The 17,284-nt window shown below is 39.0% G+C and carries 14 protein-coding genes; 6 read left to right on the top strand and 8 right to left on the bottom strand.

Annotated elements, in window-relative coordinates; translation table 11 throughout:
* The first annotated feature begins 67 nt into the window (after positions 1-67).
* The gene (locus ACP6L2_RS17970; RefSeq protein ID WP_440510628.1) at positions 68-1,480 is read left to right on the top strand and encodes a PepSY-associated TM helix domain-containing protein; all 1,413 of its coding nucleotides are present in this window, start codon (positions 68-70) and stop codon (positions 1,478-1,480) included.
* A gap of 65 nt (positions 1,481-1,545) precedes the next feature.
* Here the strand turns inward: ACP6L2_RS17970 and ACP6L2_RS17965 are convergent, their stop codons facing one another.
* Positions 1,546-2,670 (bottom strand): YARHG domain-containing protein, encoded by a 1,125-nt coding sequence (locus ACP6L2_RS17965; protein WP_440510627.1) that lies wholly within the window; start codon positions 2,668-2,670, stop codon positions 1,546-1,548.
* A 195-nt stretch (positions 2,671-2,865) separates the two neighbouring features.
* On the bottom strand, positions 2,866-3,213 hold the full coding sequence (locus ACP6L2_RS17960) for a phage holin family protein (protein WP_440510626.1): 348 nt from the start codon (positions 3,211-3,213) through the stop codon (positions 2,866-2,868).
* Positions 3,214-3,364: 151 nt separating this feature from the next.
* Between ACP6L2_RS17960 and ACP6L2_RS17955 the strand changes: the two genes are divergently transcribed.
* The 4 genes from ACP6L2_RS17955 to ACP6L2_RS17940 all read left to right on the top strand — a co-directional run bounded on the left by ACP6L2_RS17955 (position 3,365) and on the right by ACP6L2_RS17940 (position 8,331).
* Entirely contained in the window at positions 3,365-3,775 is a 411-nt protein-coding gene (locus ACP6L2_RS17955) for a DUF2147 domain-containing protein (protein ID WP_344673431.1), read from the top strand.
* A 166-nt stretch (positions 3,776-3,941) separates the two neighbouring features.
* Complete coding sequence (gene kbl, locus ACP6L2_RS17950; protein ID WP_344673430.1) at positions 3,942-5,132, top strand: glycine C-acetyltransferase; 1,191 nt, start codon at positions 3,942-3,944, stop codon at positions 5,130-5,132.
* A gap of 890 nt (positions 5,133-6,022) precedes the next feature.
* Positions 6,023-7,828, top strand: coding sequence for a translational GTPase TypA (gene typA / locus ACP6L2_RS17945; protein WP_440510625.1), 1,806 nt, complete (start codon positions 6,023-6,025; stop codon positions 7,826-7,828).
* Between the two features lie 149 nt (positions 7,829-7,977).
* Entirely contained in the window at positions 7,978-8,331 is a 354-nt protein-coding gene (locus tag ACP6L2_RS17940; RefSeq protein WP_440510624.1) for a Rieske (2Fe-2S) protein, read from the top strand.
* Between the two features lie 7 nt (positions 8,332-8,338).
* Here the strand turns inward: ACP6L2_RS17940 and ACP6L2_RS17935 are convergent, their stop codons facing one another.
* From ACP6L2_RS17935 to ACP6L2_RS17910, 6 genes are all read right to left on the bottom strand, one after another.
* Positions 8,339-9,748 carry an aldehyde dehydrogenase family protein gene (locus tag ACP6L2_RS17935; RefSeq protein ID WP_440510623.1) on the bottom strand — a complete coding sequence of 470 codons (1,410 nt, stop codon included), beginning with the start codon at positions 9,746-9,748 and terminating at the stop codon, positions 8,339-8,341.
* A 94-nt stretch (positions 9,749-9,842) separates the two neighbouring features.
* Positions 9,843-10,349: an ecotin family protein gene (locus ACP6L2_RS17930; RefSeq protein ID WP_440510622.1), complete on the bottom strand. Its 507-nt coding sequence runs from the start codon at positions 10,347-10,349 to the stop codon at positions 9,843-9,845.
* An 88-nt stretch (positions 10,350-10,437) separates the two neighbouring features.
* Entirely contained in the window at positions 10,438-11,190 is a 753-nt protein-coding gene (locus tag ACP6L2_RS17925; protein WP_440510621.1) for an aspartate/glutamate racemase family protein, read from the bottom strand.
* A gap of 21 nt (positions 11,191-11,211) precedes the next feature.
* Positions 11,212-12,363 carry a serine hydrolase domain-containing protein gene (locus ACP6L2_RS17920; RefSeq protein ID WP_440510620.1) on the bottom strand — a complete coding sequence of 384 codons (1,152 nt, stop codon included), beginning with the start codon at positions 12,361-12,363 and terminating at the stop codon, positions 11,212-11,214.
* Complete coding sequence (locus ACP6L2_RS17915; RefSeq protein WP_440510619.1) at positions 12,332-13,507, bottom strand: DmpA family aminopeptidase; 1,176 nt, start codon at positions 13,505-13,507, stop codon at positions 12,332-12,334. The genes ACP6L2_RS17920 and ACP6L2_RS17915 overlap by 32 nt, the downstream gene beginning before the upstream one ends.
* A 54-nt stretch (positions 13,508-13,561) precedes the next feature.
* Entirely contained in the window at positions 13,562-14,650 is a 1,089-nt protein-coding gene (locus ACP6L2_RS17910) for a DUF4407 domain-containing protein (RefSeq protein ID WP_440510618.1), read from the bottom strand.
* A gap of 160 nt (positions 14,651-14,810) precedes the next feature.
* On the opposite strand from ACP6L2_RS17910, the gene ACP6L2_RS17905 reads away from it, so the two are divergent.
* Entirely contained in the window at positions 14,811-16,934 is a 2,124-nt protein-coding gene (locus ACP6L2_RS17905) for a M3 family metallopeptidase (RefSeq protein ID WP_440510617.1), read from the top strand.
* Positions 16,935-17,284: the final 350 nt, after the last annotated feature.

Raw genomic sequence — 17,284 nt, 5'->3', positions numbered from 1 at the left:
GAAAATCAGGTGGAATTTATGTCTACCTGATTTTTGGTTTTAAAAAATTATTCAGTAGAAGAGAAAAATGAGTAAACCAAAACAACAAAAAACAAGCTGGATGAAAGTCCGGAAATTCCTAAATGATATTCACTTATGGGGAGGATTAATATCGGGAATCGTTGTGTTAATCGTCTGTTTAACCGGTACCATCTATGTGTACAATACGGAGATTAGAGCACTGGCCCAACCTAAGTATTTCAAGGTAAAAACAGAAGGGGAGAAGCTTAACCCGGATGAACTACTCGCCAAAGTAAAACCTGAGATTAAGGGTCAGATTGTTGGTATAAAGATTCCTTTTGCTGATAATGCGACCACTTCTGTACTTTTTACCAAAAAGGAGAAGGAAGAAGGGAAAGAGTCAAAAGGAAATAAAGGAGAACAAGCTAAAGAAAAAGAAGGCAATAGCACCACAGCTAGTCCTAAAGTAGAAAAAGAAGCCAATAAGTCTGAAAATCCCAACAAAGAAGTAGCCAAAGAGAACACCGCCAAGGCTGATGGTAAACCATCACAGGAAAAGAAAGCACCTGCAGGTCCTGCTGGAGGGCGTGGTCCTCGTGCTAATCAATTTGCTGTTAATCCATATACTGGAGAAGCTATTGGTGATCCTTCCGATGAAAAGACGAAGACAGCAGAATTTATGCAAAAGATGTTTGGTCTGCACCGTTGGTTATTGCTAAATGAAATTGAAGAGCCAATTATTGAGGGAGTAGAGAACCGTAAATTAGGATCTTGGATTACAGGTACAGCTACTTTGTTGTTTTTATTAGGTGTTATTACCGGAATGGTAATCTGGTTTCCAAATAAGATTCGTTCATGGAAGAATGGTCTGAAGATCCGTTGGACTGCCAATTGGAAACGAGTGAACCATGATTTACACAATACCCTTGGTTTTTATAGTTGTATTATCTTGTTCCTAATGGCTGTTACAGGTCCTTTTTGGTCATTCGATTGGTATCGTGCTGGTTGGCAAAAAACTTGGGGAACCTATAAATCCCCTGATGCGCCAAAAGAAGAAAAGAAGCCCCTTCAATCCGTTTTTCCATTAGATGGTAAACAACCATTAAGTATTGAGGAGACGATATTAGCTGTCAATAAAATATTGCCTTATGATGGTGATATCAGCATTAATTTCCCAAAAGATAGTCTTGGAACTTTATCGATCAGTAAGAATAGAGTAGGATTTTTTGCACCATCTGCAGGTGATAAATTGACTTTGGACCAATATACAGGGGAGGCAATTGAGAAAGATATTTTCCGCGAAAAACCGTTTAATGAACGTGCTTCTGCTTCCATTAAAGCATTGCACATTGGTGATATCTATGGACCTTTCAGTAAATTGTTGTACTTCATTTCCTGTCTAATAGCCACTTCTCTTCCAATAACTGGGGTCATGATTTGGTTAAATAAGATGAAGAAGAAACCAAAGACAGCAAAGTAACTGCATACACATAAAAAAACAGGCAAGGTGACCATCATTGAACCTTGCCTGTTTTCATTTATAGATTATTGATCCAATTCCTTCAACCAAGCCTTTTCTTTATTGGTCAACTTAGATCGGTCAACCTGATAATTCGGATTTGCTAAATACCAATCTATATTATCATAATAATCTTTCAATAACTTATCCTGAAAAACATATCCTCTTCTAGCAAATGGGAGATTCCGAAGGATCTTCTTCTCATCAGCCTTGTATTTATTTTTTTCAGTTAGGTCTGGTTGCTGATGAATGGAATAGGCAATATAGCCTACCTCTGGATACAGGATATTTCTATTCCCCCAGTTATTGAAGTTGTACACGTATAATTCGCCTTTTGGTCTAAAGTTCTTTTTCTTAAATACCAGCTTACCTTCTTGAATATGAAATTTTACAGCATCGCTTTCCATGATTGGATTATTGCTTTTCGCCACATTGCTGTGTTTTCCACGTCCTTGAAGTTCCCATTCATTCGCATTTTGAAAGAATGATTTATTGATCTGGAATGTTTCGTATGATCCCATATCCAATATCAAGGTGAAATCATCGATTTGTTTATTGGCCCAACGGTTCGCTGCCGTCAAAATATATTCAAATTGATAATTTAGATCTATTGAACCCGAAAGCTTATACCTGTAGGTATGTTTCAATTTGTTGATACCCGGTTTAAAAGTCGCTTTGAAATGATATACATAAAAGAAATCAACATAATTACCCTCTTTATTTCCCGAGAATTTACGTAGATCGACCGATTTGATAATTCCTTGTTTCACATAATTGCTATCTGCCACATAAGCTACTTGAAAAGGCAGGCTTTTCTCATTTAGATTAACCTTGAAATCTTTCATATAAGGGTGTTTTCCTTCAACGGGAGCACCATCTACATCACCCTCAGGGGAAAAGGCTTCAAAGCCAACAATAAGCTCCTTGTTTGTCTTTTTAGGATTAAAGAACTCGTAGTAAACTGTGACTTCGACCCATTCGTTTTCTATTTTCTTTAGGCTTAGTATCTCTTTTCGTACTTGAATATCTGTTTCTACAATAGGTATCAATTGATTCCCGGAAGCATAAAATGCACCATCATTGGCAAATGCCCAAGTTTGCAAACTCAAAAAGATGGTAAATAGGAGAAGTTTTCTAAGGATTGATCTCATAATAAGCATTTCTAAGGTGAACAGCATCTATTTAAACAGAAAGGACCTGCGAATAAAAATAGGCAAGTCCTTTCATGGTTTAAAAATTTTCCGATTAACGGCAATTTCTTTTTATCATCCAAGCTATGCAGCAAGCCACATACTGGATGACGAACAGTGTGATAAATGTTTAATGACTAGGTCTTATCCCAGCAATTAGTTTTTGTCTGCAGTCATTTTACCGATAATCATTTCAATAACGGCAACTACAATTGCAAATAAGAGGGCAGGTAGAAACCCATTAACCTCGAATTTCGTTCCCATGATTTTATCCGAAAGCATAATCATCAATACCGTTATGATGAAGGATACCAATCCGAATGTTAACCAGTTTAAAGGGAAAGTGAATAAACGCAGGATACCACCAACTATGGCGTTTACCAAGCCTATTACTAAACCTGTTACAATTGCCCATCCAAACCCTGCTACCTGTACGCCTGGGACAATTAAAGAAGCTAAAGCAACGACTAATCCTGTAACTAATAGACTAATAATGAATCTCATAACTAATTTGTTGTGTCTGACATCCAAAATGGTCAAAATTGATGCCAATAAGGGCTTTTTAAGGTTGTCATTTTTTTTGGTAACAAAAATAATATTATGCTAACATAGAAAAATATTGTATATTCACTCAACAATTTTAAACAAGAAGGTTATGAAAAAGCTACTGATGACCCTTTGTGCGCTATTTATAGCAGTTGCTGTATTTGCACAAGCAGATCCAATATTAGGTAAGTGGGAAAACCCAAGTGGGGAAGGAAGGATCGAAATTTATAAAAAAGGCGATAAATTTTTCGGGAAATTGTATTGGATCAAAGATTCCGGTAAAAAGGATGCTAAGAATCCAGATCCAGCACAACGGAACCGCAATATCCAAGGCCTCGAAATCCTCAGCAACTTTAAAAAGGAAAGCAAAACTTACGTAGATGGCACCATCTATGACCCTAAATCAGGTAAAACATACAGCTGTAAAATGACTCTTAAAGGGAATGATCAGCTTGATATCCGTGGTTATATCGGAATTAGTCTGCTTGGACGTTCTGAAACCTGGAAAAGAATCAAATAATTTAAGTAAACAACAAACAAGAAGAAAGGCTGCTCATTTTTTGAGCAGCTTTTTTTTTGAGGAGACCACATCACTCTCATATCTCCCTCCCCACATTTCAAACAAACGATTTCGTAATGAGGTACTGATAAAAAACACTTATCTTAGCTTAACAAAATGAATTGCTATGTATAAAACTTTAAAGCCTGCTTTAGAAAAAGAATTGGCAGACATCAAAGATGCTGGTTTATATAAAGAAGAGCGTATTATCGTTACGCCTCAAGGTGCTGATATTAAAGTAAGCACTGGTCAGGAAGTAATTAACTTCTGTGCTAACAACTATTTAGGACTTTCTTCTCATCCGAAGGTAATTGAGGCTGCTAAGGCTAGCATTGATTCGCATGGATATGGTATGTCATCTGTTCGTTTCATCTGTGGAACGCAGGATGTACACAAAGAATTGGAAGCTAAACTTTCTAAATTCTTGGGTACGGAAGACACCATTCTTTATGCTGCTGCATTTGATGCTAACGGTGGTGTATTCGAACCATTGTTCTCCGCTGAAGATGCGATTATTTCCGATGAGCTTAACCACGCTTCCATTATTGATGGGGTGCGTTTGTGTAAAGCGCAACGATTCCGTTATAAAAACTGCGATATGGCAGATCTTGAAGCGCAATTACAAGCTGCTTCCGGTGCGCGTCATAGAATCATCGTTACGGACGGGGCATTCTCTATGGATGGTTCTGTTGCTCCGCTTGATAAAATCTGTGATCTAGCTGATAAATATGAAGCATTGGTGATGATTGATGAATCACACTGTTCAGGTTTCATCGGTAAAACAGGTCGTGGTACACATGAATTATTTAATGTAATTGATCGTGTTGATATCATTACTGGTACATTAGGAAAAGCCTTAGGTGGCGCATCTGGTGGTTTTACTTCTGGTAAAAAAGAAATTATCGACATGCTACGTCAGCGTTCGCGTCCTTACTTATTCTCGAATACGTTGGCTCCTGCAATTGCTGGTGCTTCCGTAGCGGTATTGGATATGTTAAGTGAAACAACCGAATTACGTGATAAATTAGAAAACAACACCCAGTATTTCCGTGAGAAAATGACAGAAGCTGGATTTGATATCAAGCCAGGTTTCCACCCAATTGTTCCGGTAATGCTTTACGATGCCAAATTAGCGCAAGAATTTGCGGCTAAGATGTTAGATGAAGGTATCTATGTAATCGGTTTCTACTATCCAGTAGTTCCTCAAGGAAAAGCACGTATCCGTGTACAAATTTCTGCAGGACATGAAATCGAACACTTGGATAAAGCTATCGCTGCATTCACAAAAGTTGGTAAAGAATTAGGCGTTATTAAATAAGCCGATTCAACTTTATTGACACATAATAAATAAATAAGTTATAAAAAGGGGAATGTCCATTAGGATATTCCCCTTTTCTGTTTTAGACCTATCCCTTATTCGATAAGTTTTTTTAGTTCTGAAAAACCCAAAAACAACCTATACCTCATGGCAAATTCTGTTGTCTTTTGTCTGATGTCTAACTGTCTCTTACAGAGGTTTTCTTCGCCACTTCTTCGGATCTCCTTCGGAACTTGTTCGGAACTCCTTCGGATCTCGTTCGGTTAGAAGCGAACGAGATCCGAAGAAGATCCCTATCAGATCCATTGGAAATCCGCGAGAGTCTCGAAGCAATACTTTGGAAAAATGATCGATGAATCCTTGTTGAATGCACGAGACATATGGAGTTGGAAGACGCATTATTCAGCTTGAAGATTGTTGTTGTCCGTTTTGTTGGTGACATAAGATTAGGCATGTCGAATAATTGTTGAAAATTGTAGGCGGATTCTTCGATTTACCAACTAATCGACACATAGATGCTTAACTTATTTTATCCCAATTGATATATTCCCTGTCTAAAAACGTGACTTTTTGTTACATCAGCGGTTTTTATTGTGTTTTGATCAATGGATGATTTAAAGATTGTCAAGTGTAAAAAACAGGTTTGAAAGGCTGTTAGCGGGCAAAATAAAAAATAATGGCGAGTGCGGATAATAAACGTTTAACCGTGATTAGAAGAAGAAAGTCGGGAGTTACAGGCGGGGTTGAATGTTGCGGCTTAACACTCAAGTAATTGAAAATTAATCAAAAGGCAACAGTCGCCTAATAAAATATTAACAAAAATTTCTGAATATTGAGGTGATAAATAGTTATCTTTGCACCTCTTATTTTAAATAATACACAATTGCTCGATGCAGAATATCAGAAACATTGCGATTATAGCGCACGTTGACCACGGTAAAACTACCCTAGTTGATAAAATCTTACACTTCACCAACCAATTCAGAGACAATGAGAATTCAGGGGAATTAATCCTGGACAACAATGATTTGGAGCGTGAGCGTGGTATTACGATTGTATCTAAGAACGTATCTGTAAAATATAAAGACACAAAGATCAACATTATTGATACTCCAGGTCACGCCGATTTCGGTGGTGAGGTTGAGCGTGTATTGAAAATGGCTGATGGTGTTGTATTATTAGTAGATGCCTTTGAAGGTCCAATGCCTCAAACCCGTTTCGTAACCGGTAAGGCTTTAGCCTTAGGTATCAAACCTATTGTTGTAGTAAACAAGGTTGACAAAGAAAACTGTCGCCCTGAAGAAGTATACGAAAATGTATTTGACCTTTTCTTTAGCTTAGGTGCTACAGAAGATCAATTAGATTTCCCTGTATTATACGGTTCTTCTAAACAAGGATGGATGTCTAAAGATTGGACTAAACCAACGACGGACTTCACTGAATTGTTAGATGCAATCATTGAACATATTCCTGGACCTCAGATTTCTGAAGGTACCCTACAAATGCAGGTTACTTCATTAGACTATTCGACTTTCGTAGGTCGTATCGCTATTGGTCGTATCGCACGTGGTACTATTAAAGAAAACCAACCAGTTTCCTTAGTAAAACGTGATGGTAAAATCGTTAAATCACGTGTTAAAGAACTTCAATTATTTGAAGGACTAGGACGTGTAAAAGTAACAGAATGTCATGCAGGTGATATCGTTGCTGTAGTAGGTATTGAAGGTTTTGAAATCGGTGATACGATTGCTGATTTTGAAAATCCAGAACAATTAGAAGTAATGCACATCGATGAGCCAACAATGAACATGTTGTTCACGATCAATAACTCACCTTTCTTTGGTAAAGAAGGTAAATTCGTTACTTCTCGTCACATTCATGACCGTTTACAGAAAGAATTAGAGAAGAACTTAGCATTACGCGTTGTTCCTACTGAATCTCCAGATCAATGGTTAGTATATGGACGTGGTATTCTTCACTTGTCGGTATTGATCGAGACGATGCGTCGTGAAGGATATGAATTACAAGTAGGTCAGCCACAGGTAATCGTTAAAGAAATCAATGGTCAGAAACATGAGCCGATCGAAGAATTGGTAGTAGATGTTCCTGCAGAAGTTTCTGGTAAAGTTATCGAGTTGGTTACCCAACGTAAAGGTGAATTATTAGTTATGGAAACAAAAGGTGATATGCAACACTTGGAATTCTCTATTCCTTCGCGTGGTATCATCGGTCTTCGTAACAACGTATTGACCGCTACAGCTGGTGAGGCAGTAATGGCGCACCGTTTGAAAGGTTATGAGCCTTGGAAAGGTACTATCCCTGGACGTTTAGCTGGGGTATTAATTTCCTTAGATACAGGTTCTACAACTGCATACTCTATTGATAAATTACAAGACCGCGGACGTTTCTTCGTAGATCCAGGAGTGGATATTTATGAAGGACAAATCTTAGGTGAGCATATCCGCGATAACGATTTGACCATCAACGTAACGAAAGGTAAGCAGTTAACAAACATGCGTGCTTCTGGTTCTGATGACAACACACGTATCGCTCCGGCTATCAAATTCTCTTTAGAAGAATGTATGGAATACATCCAAGCTGATGAGTATATCGAGGTAACTCCTCAAAGCATGCGTCTTCGTAAGATTTACTTGACAGAAAACGAACGTAAAGTTAACGCGAAGAAATTCGTTTAGTCTTTACTTGACTTATAAAATCTAAAAGGCGGCTATCTCAACAGGATAGCCGCCTTTTGTATATGTTGGGTTTTGTTGTTGGGGATAGTAGATTAGCTTCGATGAAATTCAGGTTTTTGAATTTGGATAAAAATCAGGAGATTTAGGGTATGGAAGAGGAAAATGATGATTTAACCTGGCATAAGGTGCCGGTTAAGATTGATGATACCCGTAATTATGTTAAAGCCTTACATGTGGCGGGCAAAAAGCTGTGTTTAATTCGCCAGGACGATGTTTTATCGGTTACTTCCAGTCGTTGTCCACATGCGGGAGCCGACCTGACCAAAGGTTGGTGTGAAGGGCATAAATTAATTTGTCCATTCCATAGGCATGAATTTGATATTGTTACAGGCAAAGGGACAGAGAAACAAGGTAATTACATCCGCATTTATCCCTTAAAAAAAGAAGGAGATGACTACTATGTAGGCATTAAACGTAGCCTTTGGGATAAGATATTTGGCTAATTCTATTTTAGAATAGCTTTCTGATTAACTGCAAGAAGCGTTGAGTCTTTTCCGTATAAGGATACCAGAACATAGCAGATAGGGGATATCCGATTGATTTTGCAACGGCACGTTCATGTGAGAAGGCTTTGAAACCGTACTTACCTGTAGACTGTCCAATCCCTGAGTTGTTAACCCCACCAAAAGGTAAATTAGGATGCATGATTTGAATCAGGGCATCATTTACACAAGTCGATCCAGCAGAGCTGTAGCGAATAACATGCTTGTTGAATAAATTATCTTTGGAAAAGACGTAGAGTGCCAAAGGTTTTTCCTTCTTACGAATACTGGCCAATACCTCATCGATCTGACTGTAATAACATACCGGGAAAATAGGACCAAAGATCTCTTCCTGCATTAAGGTATTGTTTTCAGCTACATTTGAAATTAAGGTAGGCTCGATGTATAGCTCTTTTTCTAGGTAGTTTCCGCCTGCTAGTACCTGAGCACCTAAGCTTTTGGCATTTTCCAGAGCTGAGGTCAATCTATCAAAGTGTTTTTTATTGATGATGCGTGCATAATCTGGAGAATTTAAAGCATCCTTGCCGAAGGCTTCCACAAGTTCTTCCCGGAATATCGATTCAAATTCGCCACGTATGTGTCGATGTACAAATAAATAATCAGGGGCTATACAGGTCTGTCCTGCATTGACATATTTGGCCCAGATGAGATTCTTTACCACCCTGCGGATATTCACATGTTTATCCACAATGGCAGGGGATTTACCTCCTAATTCTAAGGTGATATCAGCCAAGTGTTTGCTTGCAGCTTCCATCACAATCTTACCTACTGCCGGAGATCCTGTAAAATGAATGTGGTCAAAGCGAAGGGTTAATAAATGCGAGCTTTCTTCTACTGCGCCTTCCACTACGGCTACATGTGCTTCGGAAAACACCTCTCCAAGAATTTTACGGATAACTTGGTTGGTATGTTCCGCAAATTCCGAGAGTTTAAGAATGCTGGTGTTGCCAGCAGCAATACTCGCCGCCAAATGCACCATAGGCAATTGAAAGGGATAGTTCCAAGGCGTCATGATGAGGACATTGCCTTTTGGTTCATAATGAAGGTATGCCTTGTTATTGGCAAACATAGGTGACCAAGCGACAGGTTTGTCCTTTGCCCATTTTGGAAGATGTTTAATAATGTGCTTGAGCTCCATTTCCACAGCTAGGATTTCCGTTATCCCGGATTCAATTGCTGACTTATGAAAATCATCATATAAAGCTTTCTCAATAGCTTGTTCCTCAGCGCGAATTTTTGCCAATAGTTTCTTCAAAAAAGCGACACGCTTAGCCACCGACAAGTTTCGAGCTTCAAGGGTGTACTGAAGCTGTTTATTGTATATAGCATCGATTTCAGAAAGACTATTATAGGGCATATGGGTCGCGATTGTGATTTATGGTAATATCGGAAAAAAACCTGGACAAAAAATTGGCCAGGTTTGATTTGTTTTCATAGGTGTGTAAAATTTTCTACTTCTTATCCTGCGCTACGGATGCTTTGTAAACATCGTTATCGGCAGTGTAGATTTTGAATTGTACATCATATTCTTCCGGAACATAAATAACCACAGGCATTCTGCCATTGTAGTTTAAGGTAGTTCCTTGATTGGATACAAATAAATTACGTTTTGGCATATCTGGGCAAGCCATCTGCGTGCTAATGATGTCGCCTTTAGTTTTGAAAACGTAGTATTCATATCCCCAACCTTGTAAATCCTTCTTCTCCAATGTTCCTTGCAAACCAAAGGAATTACAACCATCGACTTCCATCATCTTTCCAATGGCAAATTCAATTTTCTTGTTTTGATCATTGTTTGAATAGGGCACTTCAATAACCATTTTCTTAAATCCCTTTTCAGGAGTGGGGAAAATATTCGTATTTACTTTTACAATTGTTTGTTGTGCCATGGCCATATTTGTCATCATACCTAAGCCTAAAAATAAGGCTGTTGCTAATTGAAGGATCTTCTTTTTCATGTTGTTCATTTCTTTTATGAGTTTATGTGTGTATTGACAGCTTTACAACGCATTAACTGTACATAAGAGCCTAGGAACTCCAAAAGGTTTAATCTTGGAATGGAATTAGTTTGCTTGCATCTAATTCGTTAATGAGTGCCCTTGCCAAAATTCTATTTGGGTCAATTACTGGTAATCCGAAATATGATTTTTCGCGAAGTGCTAGTGGAAGCTCGGTACAACCAAGGATAATGACCTGTGCGCCTTGTGCTTTTAAGTCATGAATAGCACTTACTAATTCATCATGAGCACGATTGGTAACAGGCGAAGAAATGGCTTTGATACCATAGGTTTCATCATAGATAGCAGCATGAATTTTTTCTTGCAAATCATCATTGGGTTCAATGCAATTCAATTCAAAGCGTTCAATTATGTTTTTATAAAGACCCGTGTTTCGGGTTCCTGTAGTGGAGAGCACCCCGATTTGGCTATGCTCATAATGTTGCTTGATGAATTTAGCGGTTTCCTCAATCATGTTGAGCAGCTTTATCTGTGCATTATTTTTGGCTAAATCTTCCAAGATTACCTCAAATATTCTTGGCGAATGTGCTGTATTGCAAGGAATAGCAGCTACCGTTGCCCCTGCACGTTCCAGTTCATAGGTTATTTCCGCTAGGGCATGACCAGGATTTATGAGTTCTCTTCCCAAGAGGTATTCTGTGCGATCCTTGATGCGGTTCGCTTGTGAAGACAATAAAACCGGCAAATGGTCTTGGTCTTTACGGGCATTAGTCTCTTCGATTATTTTTTTTACTATATCTACCCCCGCTAGAGGGCCGACACCACCTACAATTCCAATCATGGTTCTATATTTTTATTGTTCTTAATCCAATTCCCCCTGCCGCCATTTATACATCCAGAAGGTCTGATTATTATTCAAAAATAAAGCCAATATATCGGGTATTGCTCGAAATCCATTGTCGGAATTGCTAAATGCGCAAAGGATTTCTTGCGTTTTTGGATAGACTATAAAAAAGCAACGGAAACCCGGGTTTGAGCCTGTATGCCAATAGGCGGTACCTACTTCATTGATTTGCATACGGAGACCTAAAGCAGTGGGTACATACTTGTCATCAGAGCTGATCTGACCGGATTTTTTAGCCTCTCCCGCCTTGCTCAAAAAGAGCTTATGTGTAGATGCTTTTAATCCTTTGCCTTGAAGAATGGCCTTCTCTAAAAAAGTACAGTAATCCGATGCTGTCGTATAAAGTGTATAGGCAGCGTTGCTTTTACGATACATTCCTAAATTTCTAGCCTTAGCATTGCTGTAATGTCCAAAAGCAGCATTGTCTGCTAAACGATCTTTCCATAGGATTTCGGAATCTTTCAATTTAAAAGGTTTGATGACTTCCTGCTCTACCAGTTCCTGAAAGGACTTTCCTGTGATGTGTTCCAAAGTTTCTTGAAGAAAGTAGAAGCCTTCACCAGAGTACATGTAATCTGTTCCCGGTTCAAATTGTGAAGTTAATGCTGATTGACGCCATGCTTGGCTTGGAACATCACCTTCCCAGTTTAATAATCCGCTTTGATGTGTTAAGACCATTCGAGCAGTTATTTTCTGGGCTTGGGAATTATTCGCAATGCGGTCATACTTGTAGTATTCCCACAAGGGTTTATCCAAGGAGATCAGTCCACGATCATATAGGCGGAAAAAAGTATAGGCCATAACCACCTTTGTTAAAGATGCAGCTTGAAATGCGGTATGCGCATTAACATGTTCCTTTTGTCCTTGTTTCAGCCAACCGGCTTCGAAAAATTCCTTTTTCCCATTTTTAGAATAGGCTATTTGAAGGCCAGGGATCGAATCCCGATCCATTATTCTGCCTAACGCTGCTATTTGCGCCTCTTTTTGTTCTAGAACCTTGACCATTTCTTCTACTTTCTCCTCTTGGCCATAGCCAGTATGGAGTATCAGCAAAAAGACTAAGAATAGGATATTTCGTTTACTTTTGAATAGCTTTTGGTAATTTATCATAGTCCAATGCGTGGTATTTCTGTAGAATTTTCAGAGTTTGTTGAATAGGTATAGCTTTCACCGTACGACCGTTAATACCGGTCATATCCGTAGCCATAAACATCGAATTGAGGATAGCTTCTTCGGTTGCTTCCCAGACAGCCATAAATAGAGGAGACATGAAATCATTGCCCAGATCTTCCTGATCAAATATAGGCTTATCCGACTGATGCGGTATTCTATTTTTTGTATTTGTGCTGAAAGCAATGGAATAGTCGCCACTACCATTGGAAGAGAAAGAACCCACATTTCCGAAAGCGATATAAGATCTTTTGGCTAACCTCTCCAGATTTCTAGCAGAAAGGGGGGCATCTGTAGCAATAATTATCATGCAGGAACCATCAACTTTATGCGCTTCTTTGGGTTCTTGCATGTAATAATTGGCCAATTCGCGACCTACAGGTGCTCCATTAATTTGCAGCACCCCACCAAAATTCGTTTGAACCAAAACACCGACGGTATATCCACCACGAGAAGCTGGAAGCTTTCGAGAGGAGGTACCAATACCACCTTTATAGCCTAGGCATTCTGTTCCGGTTCCAGCACCTACGTTTCCTTCCTGTACAGGACCAGATTTGGCTGCTTGAATGGCCTCCAAAACATCTTTGGAGGAAACATGTCGGCCGCGTATATCGTTTAATCCACCATCGTTCGTCTCCCCAACAACAGAGTTGACCGAGCGGACTTGTTCATTTTCGGGTAATGAAAGCATATAATCGATGAGACCATCGGCAACTTTGGGAGCGTTCAAGGTGTTGGTTAATAGGATGGGTGTTTCAATATTTCCCAGCTCTTCTATTTGGGAGATGCCCATGAGCTTACCAAAACCATTCCCTACATAAATGGCGGCAGGTACTTTTTCTTGAAAGATATTTCCAGTATGGGGTAGGATGGCCGTAACTCCAGTACGAATTTGATCGCCATGGATTAAGGTTTTTTGACCTACAGTTACTCCGGCCACATCTGTAATGGCATTGTTAGTTCCAGTAGGTAATATGCCGATCTGAATTCCGAAATCACGGATACGGCCTCTTTTTTCTTGTGCTTGGCTTGAGGTTATTAAGGTTAATACTGCCAGCGCTAAAAAGGAAAATCGCTTGCTCATCTGTTTTTTGTTTTTTGTAGATGAGCAAGTATAAGAAATCTTTAGGACGCTTTGTTAATTATCAGAGAATTCTTCCTGTAATCGATCCATTCTTCGTTTAATAGAAGCATCTACCCGGTAATCATCGATTTTATCTATTGCGGTTTTTTCTACCCTGACTTCCGTATCTGATTCGTAATAGTTGATTTCTTTTTTATTCTTCAAGGCATTATCATAAGCATCCCGACCACTCATCAGTTTGACAAATACCGGAAGACATTCGAAGAAGATGAAGAGTAAAGCAATAAAAATAACCGCATATTCAGTAGACTTATTGATAGTTCCATCAGGTTTTTTGTGGAGGTTGCTTAATGCGGCATTTCGATCCGCAAAACCAGCTACATTAATGGCACTATCCAAAGACTTATCTGATAAAATGCGTTGATCCATTAGACCTTCAGCAGTTTTTCGTTGTAGTAATTCAGATTCCTTTGCTTGGATTCTTGTGCGTAAGCTATCCAAGTAAATTTGCTGTTTATTTAATTCGGACTCCTTCATTTTAGCGTAAGGACCATAACCCATTACACCAGAGGTTTCATCTGTTTTAGTTCCAAAGATCTCATGGTTCAATTGTTGTCTCGCCGTTTTGATGCTTGAATCCATGGAATCTGCCTGTGTTTTCAAGGCATTTAATTGCCCATACTCCACGAGGTACTTATTTTCGAAGGTTTTATTGAGGGTGTCAATTTTAGCATTTTGCTGAATAAGGTACTCTGCACGCAAATGCTCACGGATTTCCTTGTCAAAGATTTTAAGTTCCAAAGGTCTAGAGATAACTAAACCAATAAGAATAGCCAATAAAATACGAGGTAATGCTTGTAGGAGCTGCATACCGCCGCTGCGGCTTTTGTCAATACTCAAAACGATGTAACGGTCGAGGTTGAAGATGGCTAAGCCCCAAATCAAACCGAAGATCAAAGCATAAAAAAAAGCAAAATCACTGCCACTAAACACAAAGTATAAGGCATATCCTCCTGCTAGAGCAGCAAAAAGACCAGTGAAAAATATGGTCGCACCAATGCTCACATATTTATTATGTTCTTCTGGATATTTCGCTAAAGTGTCTGCATGAACACCCGCACACCAGCAAAAGAAATCTTTCATATTATAATACTTTGTTAATTAGACGTGTATACTTTGTATTTGTTACAGCAAAGATTGTAAAAAATTGAAAAAATTTAGGTTTGTTTGTGAAAGGCTTGGATTGGTATTCTGTATAAAATATCTTTACCTTTGCACAAAAATTGAAACAAACGATCATATAATGAATAAAAGAAGTTTTTTACCCTTCTGCGCTATTGTTGCGAGTATGGTAGTAGGGTGTAACAACGAAACGAAAAAACAACAACCCTTAGATTTGAACAATCCTCTATTAGCAAAATACGAGACAAACTTTGAGGTTCCTCCATTTGACCTCATTAAGGACGAGCACTTTAGACCTGCATTTAAGCAAGCTTTAGAATTGCACAATGCAGAGATTGATTCGATCCTTGAAATCACTGATGAGCCAAGCTTTGCCAATACTATCGTAGCATTAGAAAATGCTGGTCAGTTGTTGAGCCAGGTTTCAACTGTGTTCTACAACCTAAACTCGGCCAATACCAACGATACCATTCAGGCAATTGCTAAAGATATGGCGCCGGTATTGTCGGCACATGGTGATGAGATTTCATTAAACCCAACCTTATTCAAACGTGTAAAAGCAGTTTATGATAAGAAAGATGGATTAGGGTTAGATGCTGAAGATCAAAAACTTCTAGAAGAAACATACAAAGGATTTGTGCGTTCAGGTGCAAACCTTTCTGATGAAAACAAAGAGAAATTAAAGAAAATCAACGCGGAGTTATCGGTATTGACTACGCAATTTGGTCAAAACCTATTGGCAGAGACCAATGCTTACCAATTGGTAGTGGATAAGGAAGCAGATTTAGCAGGACTTCCAAAGGAATTGAAAGCTGCAGCTGCTGCTGAAGCGAAAGCAAAAAACTTGGAGAACAAATGGGTTTTCACCCTTCAGAATCCTTCTGTAATGCCTTTCCTTCAGTATGCTGATAACCGTGAATTGCGCAAGCAAATCTGGAATGCTTACCAGAACCGTGGTAACCAAGGAAATGAAACCGATAATAATGAGATCCTAATCAAGATTGCAAATTATCGTTTGGAAAAAGCAAAATTATTAGGCTATAGTTCGCATGCGGCATACGTATTGGAAGAATCCATGGCGGAGAATCCTGCGAATGTAAATGCTTTATTGAATAAGATCTGGACTCCTGCAATTGCGAAGGCTAAACAAGAGGCTGCAGATATTCAAGCAGAGATTACTGCTGCTAAGGACACTTTCCAAGTAGCTCCTTACGATTGGCGCTATTACCAAGAGAAAATCCGTCAAAAACGTTATGCTTTAAATGAAGAAGAGATTAAACCATACTTCAGTTTAGCAGATGTGCGTGAAGGAGCATTCTCTACTGCCAATAAGTTATGGGGAATTTCATTTGTCGCTTTAAACAATGTACCTGTTTATCATCCAGAAGTGGAAGTATACGAGGTTCGTGATAAGGATGGTTCGCACTTAGGCTTATTGTATGCAGATTTCTTCCCACGCGAGTCTAAACGCTCAGGTGCTTGGATGACATCTTATCGCAGCCAAAGCCGTAAGGATGGCAAGCGTGTAGCTCCAGTGATTTCTATCGTATGTAACTTTACAAAACCGGTTGGAGATAACCCAGCATTATTGACTTTTGATGAGGCTACAACCTTGTTCCATGAGTTTGGTCATGCATTACACGGATTATTCTCTAATGTAAAATATAAAAGCTTAGCTGGAACATCTGTTCCTCGTGATTTCGTGGAATTGCCTTCTCAAATCATGGAAAACTGGGCAGGAGATCCTGAAGTATTGAAAAGCTATGCTAAGCACTACCAAACTAAAGAAGCTATACCTGATGCATTAATTGAAAAAATGCAAAAGGCTGGTACTTTTGATCAAGGATTTGCAACTGTTGAATACTTGGCAGCATCTATCTTAGATATGAATTACCACAGTGCTACCACAGCAATCAAAGGCAAAGCAAATGATTTCGAGAAATCGGCGATGGCTAAGATTGGTTTAATCGATGCGATTATCCCACGTTACAAGAGCAATTACTTCCAACATATCTTTTCAGGAGGTTATTCAGCTGGATATTACAGCTATATCTGGTCTGAAGTGTTAGATTCGGACGCTTTTGCAGCATTCAAAGAAAAAGGTCTATACGACCAAGCAACAGCTGCTGCATTCCGTAGCAATATTCTGGAGCGCGGTGGAACGGGCAACCCAGCAGAGATGTACCGCAAATTCCGTGGTGCTGATCCAAACCCAATCTACTTGATGAAAAAGAGAGGATTGTAAGAAGGTAGTCAAAACAAGAAAGAGGAATCAGATAGCTGATTCCTCTTTCTTGTTTTTAGAGACCGCCTCGCTATTAGATGTTAGAATTGAGACCGCTTCGCTATTAGATATGAGATGTGAGATAGAAAGTGGGTTAGGTCTTACTTTTCATTATTTACAACTCAGAACGAAGTGAAGAGTCTAAGCCCTGCGGGCAGTAATTAGTATTTAGTACAGAGTAATTTGTCCATCCCTGAATAGAGTTGACCGTTTTTTATAATTAATCAACTTTTTCAAATATAGTTATTAATGGTTTAGGGGAAAGAACTCCTCTAAACCATTTTTGTTCAAACTCTTTTGGAGACATCCTG

The organism is Sphingobacterium lactis, from assembly GCF_051951495.1.
GTDB lineage: Bacteria > Bacteroidota > Bacteroidia > Sphingobacteriales > Sphingobacteriaceae > Sphingobacterium > Sphingobacterium lactis_A.
Note: the sequence above shows the minus strand (reverse complement) of the source record. Positions and strands in the feature narration are given on the sequence as shown.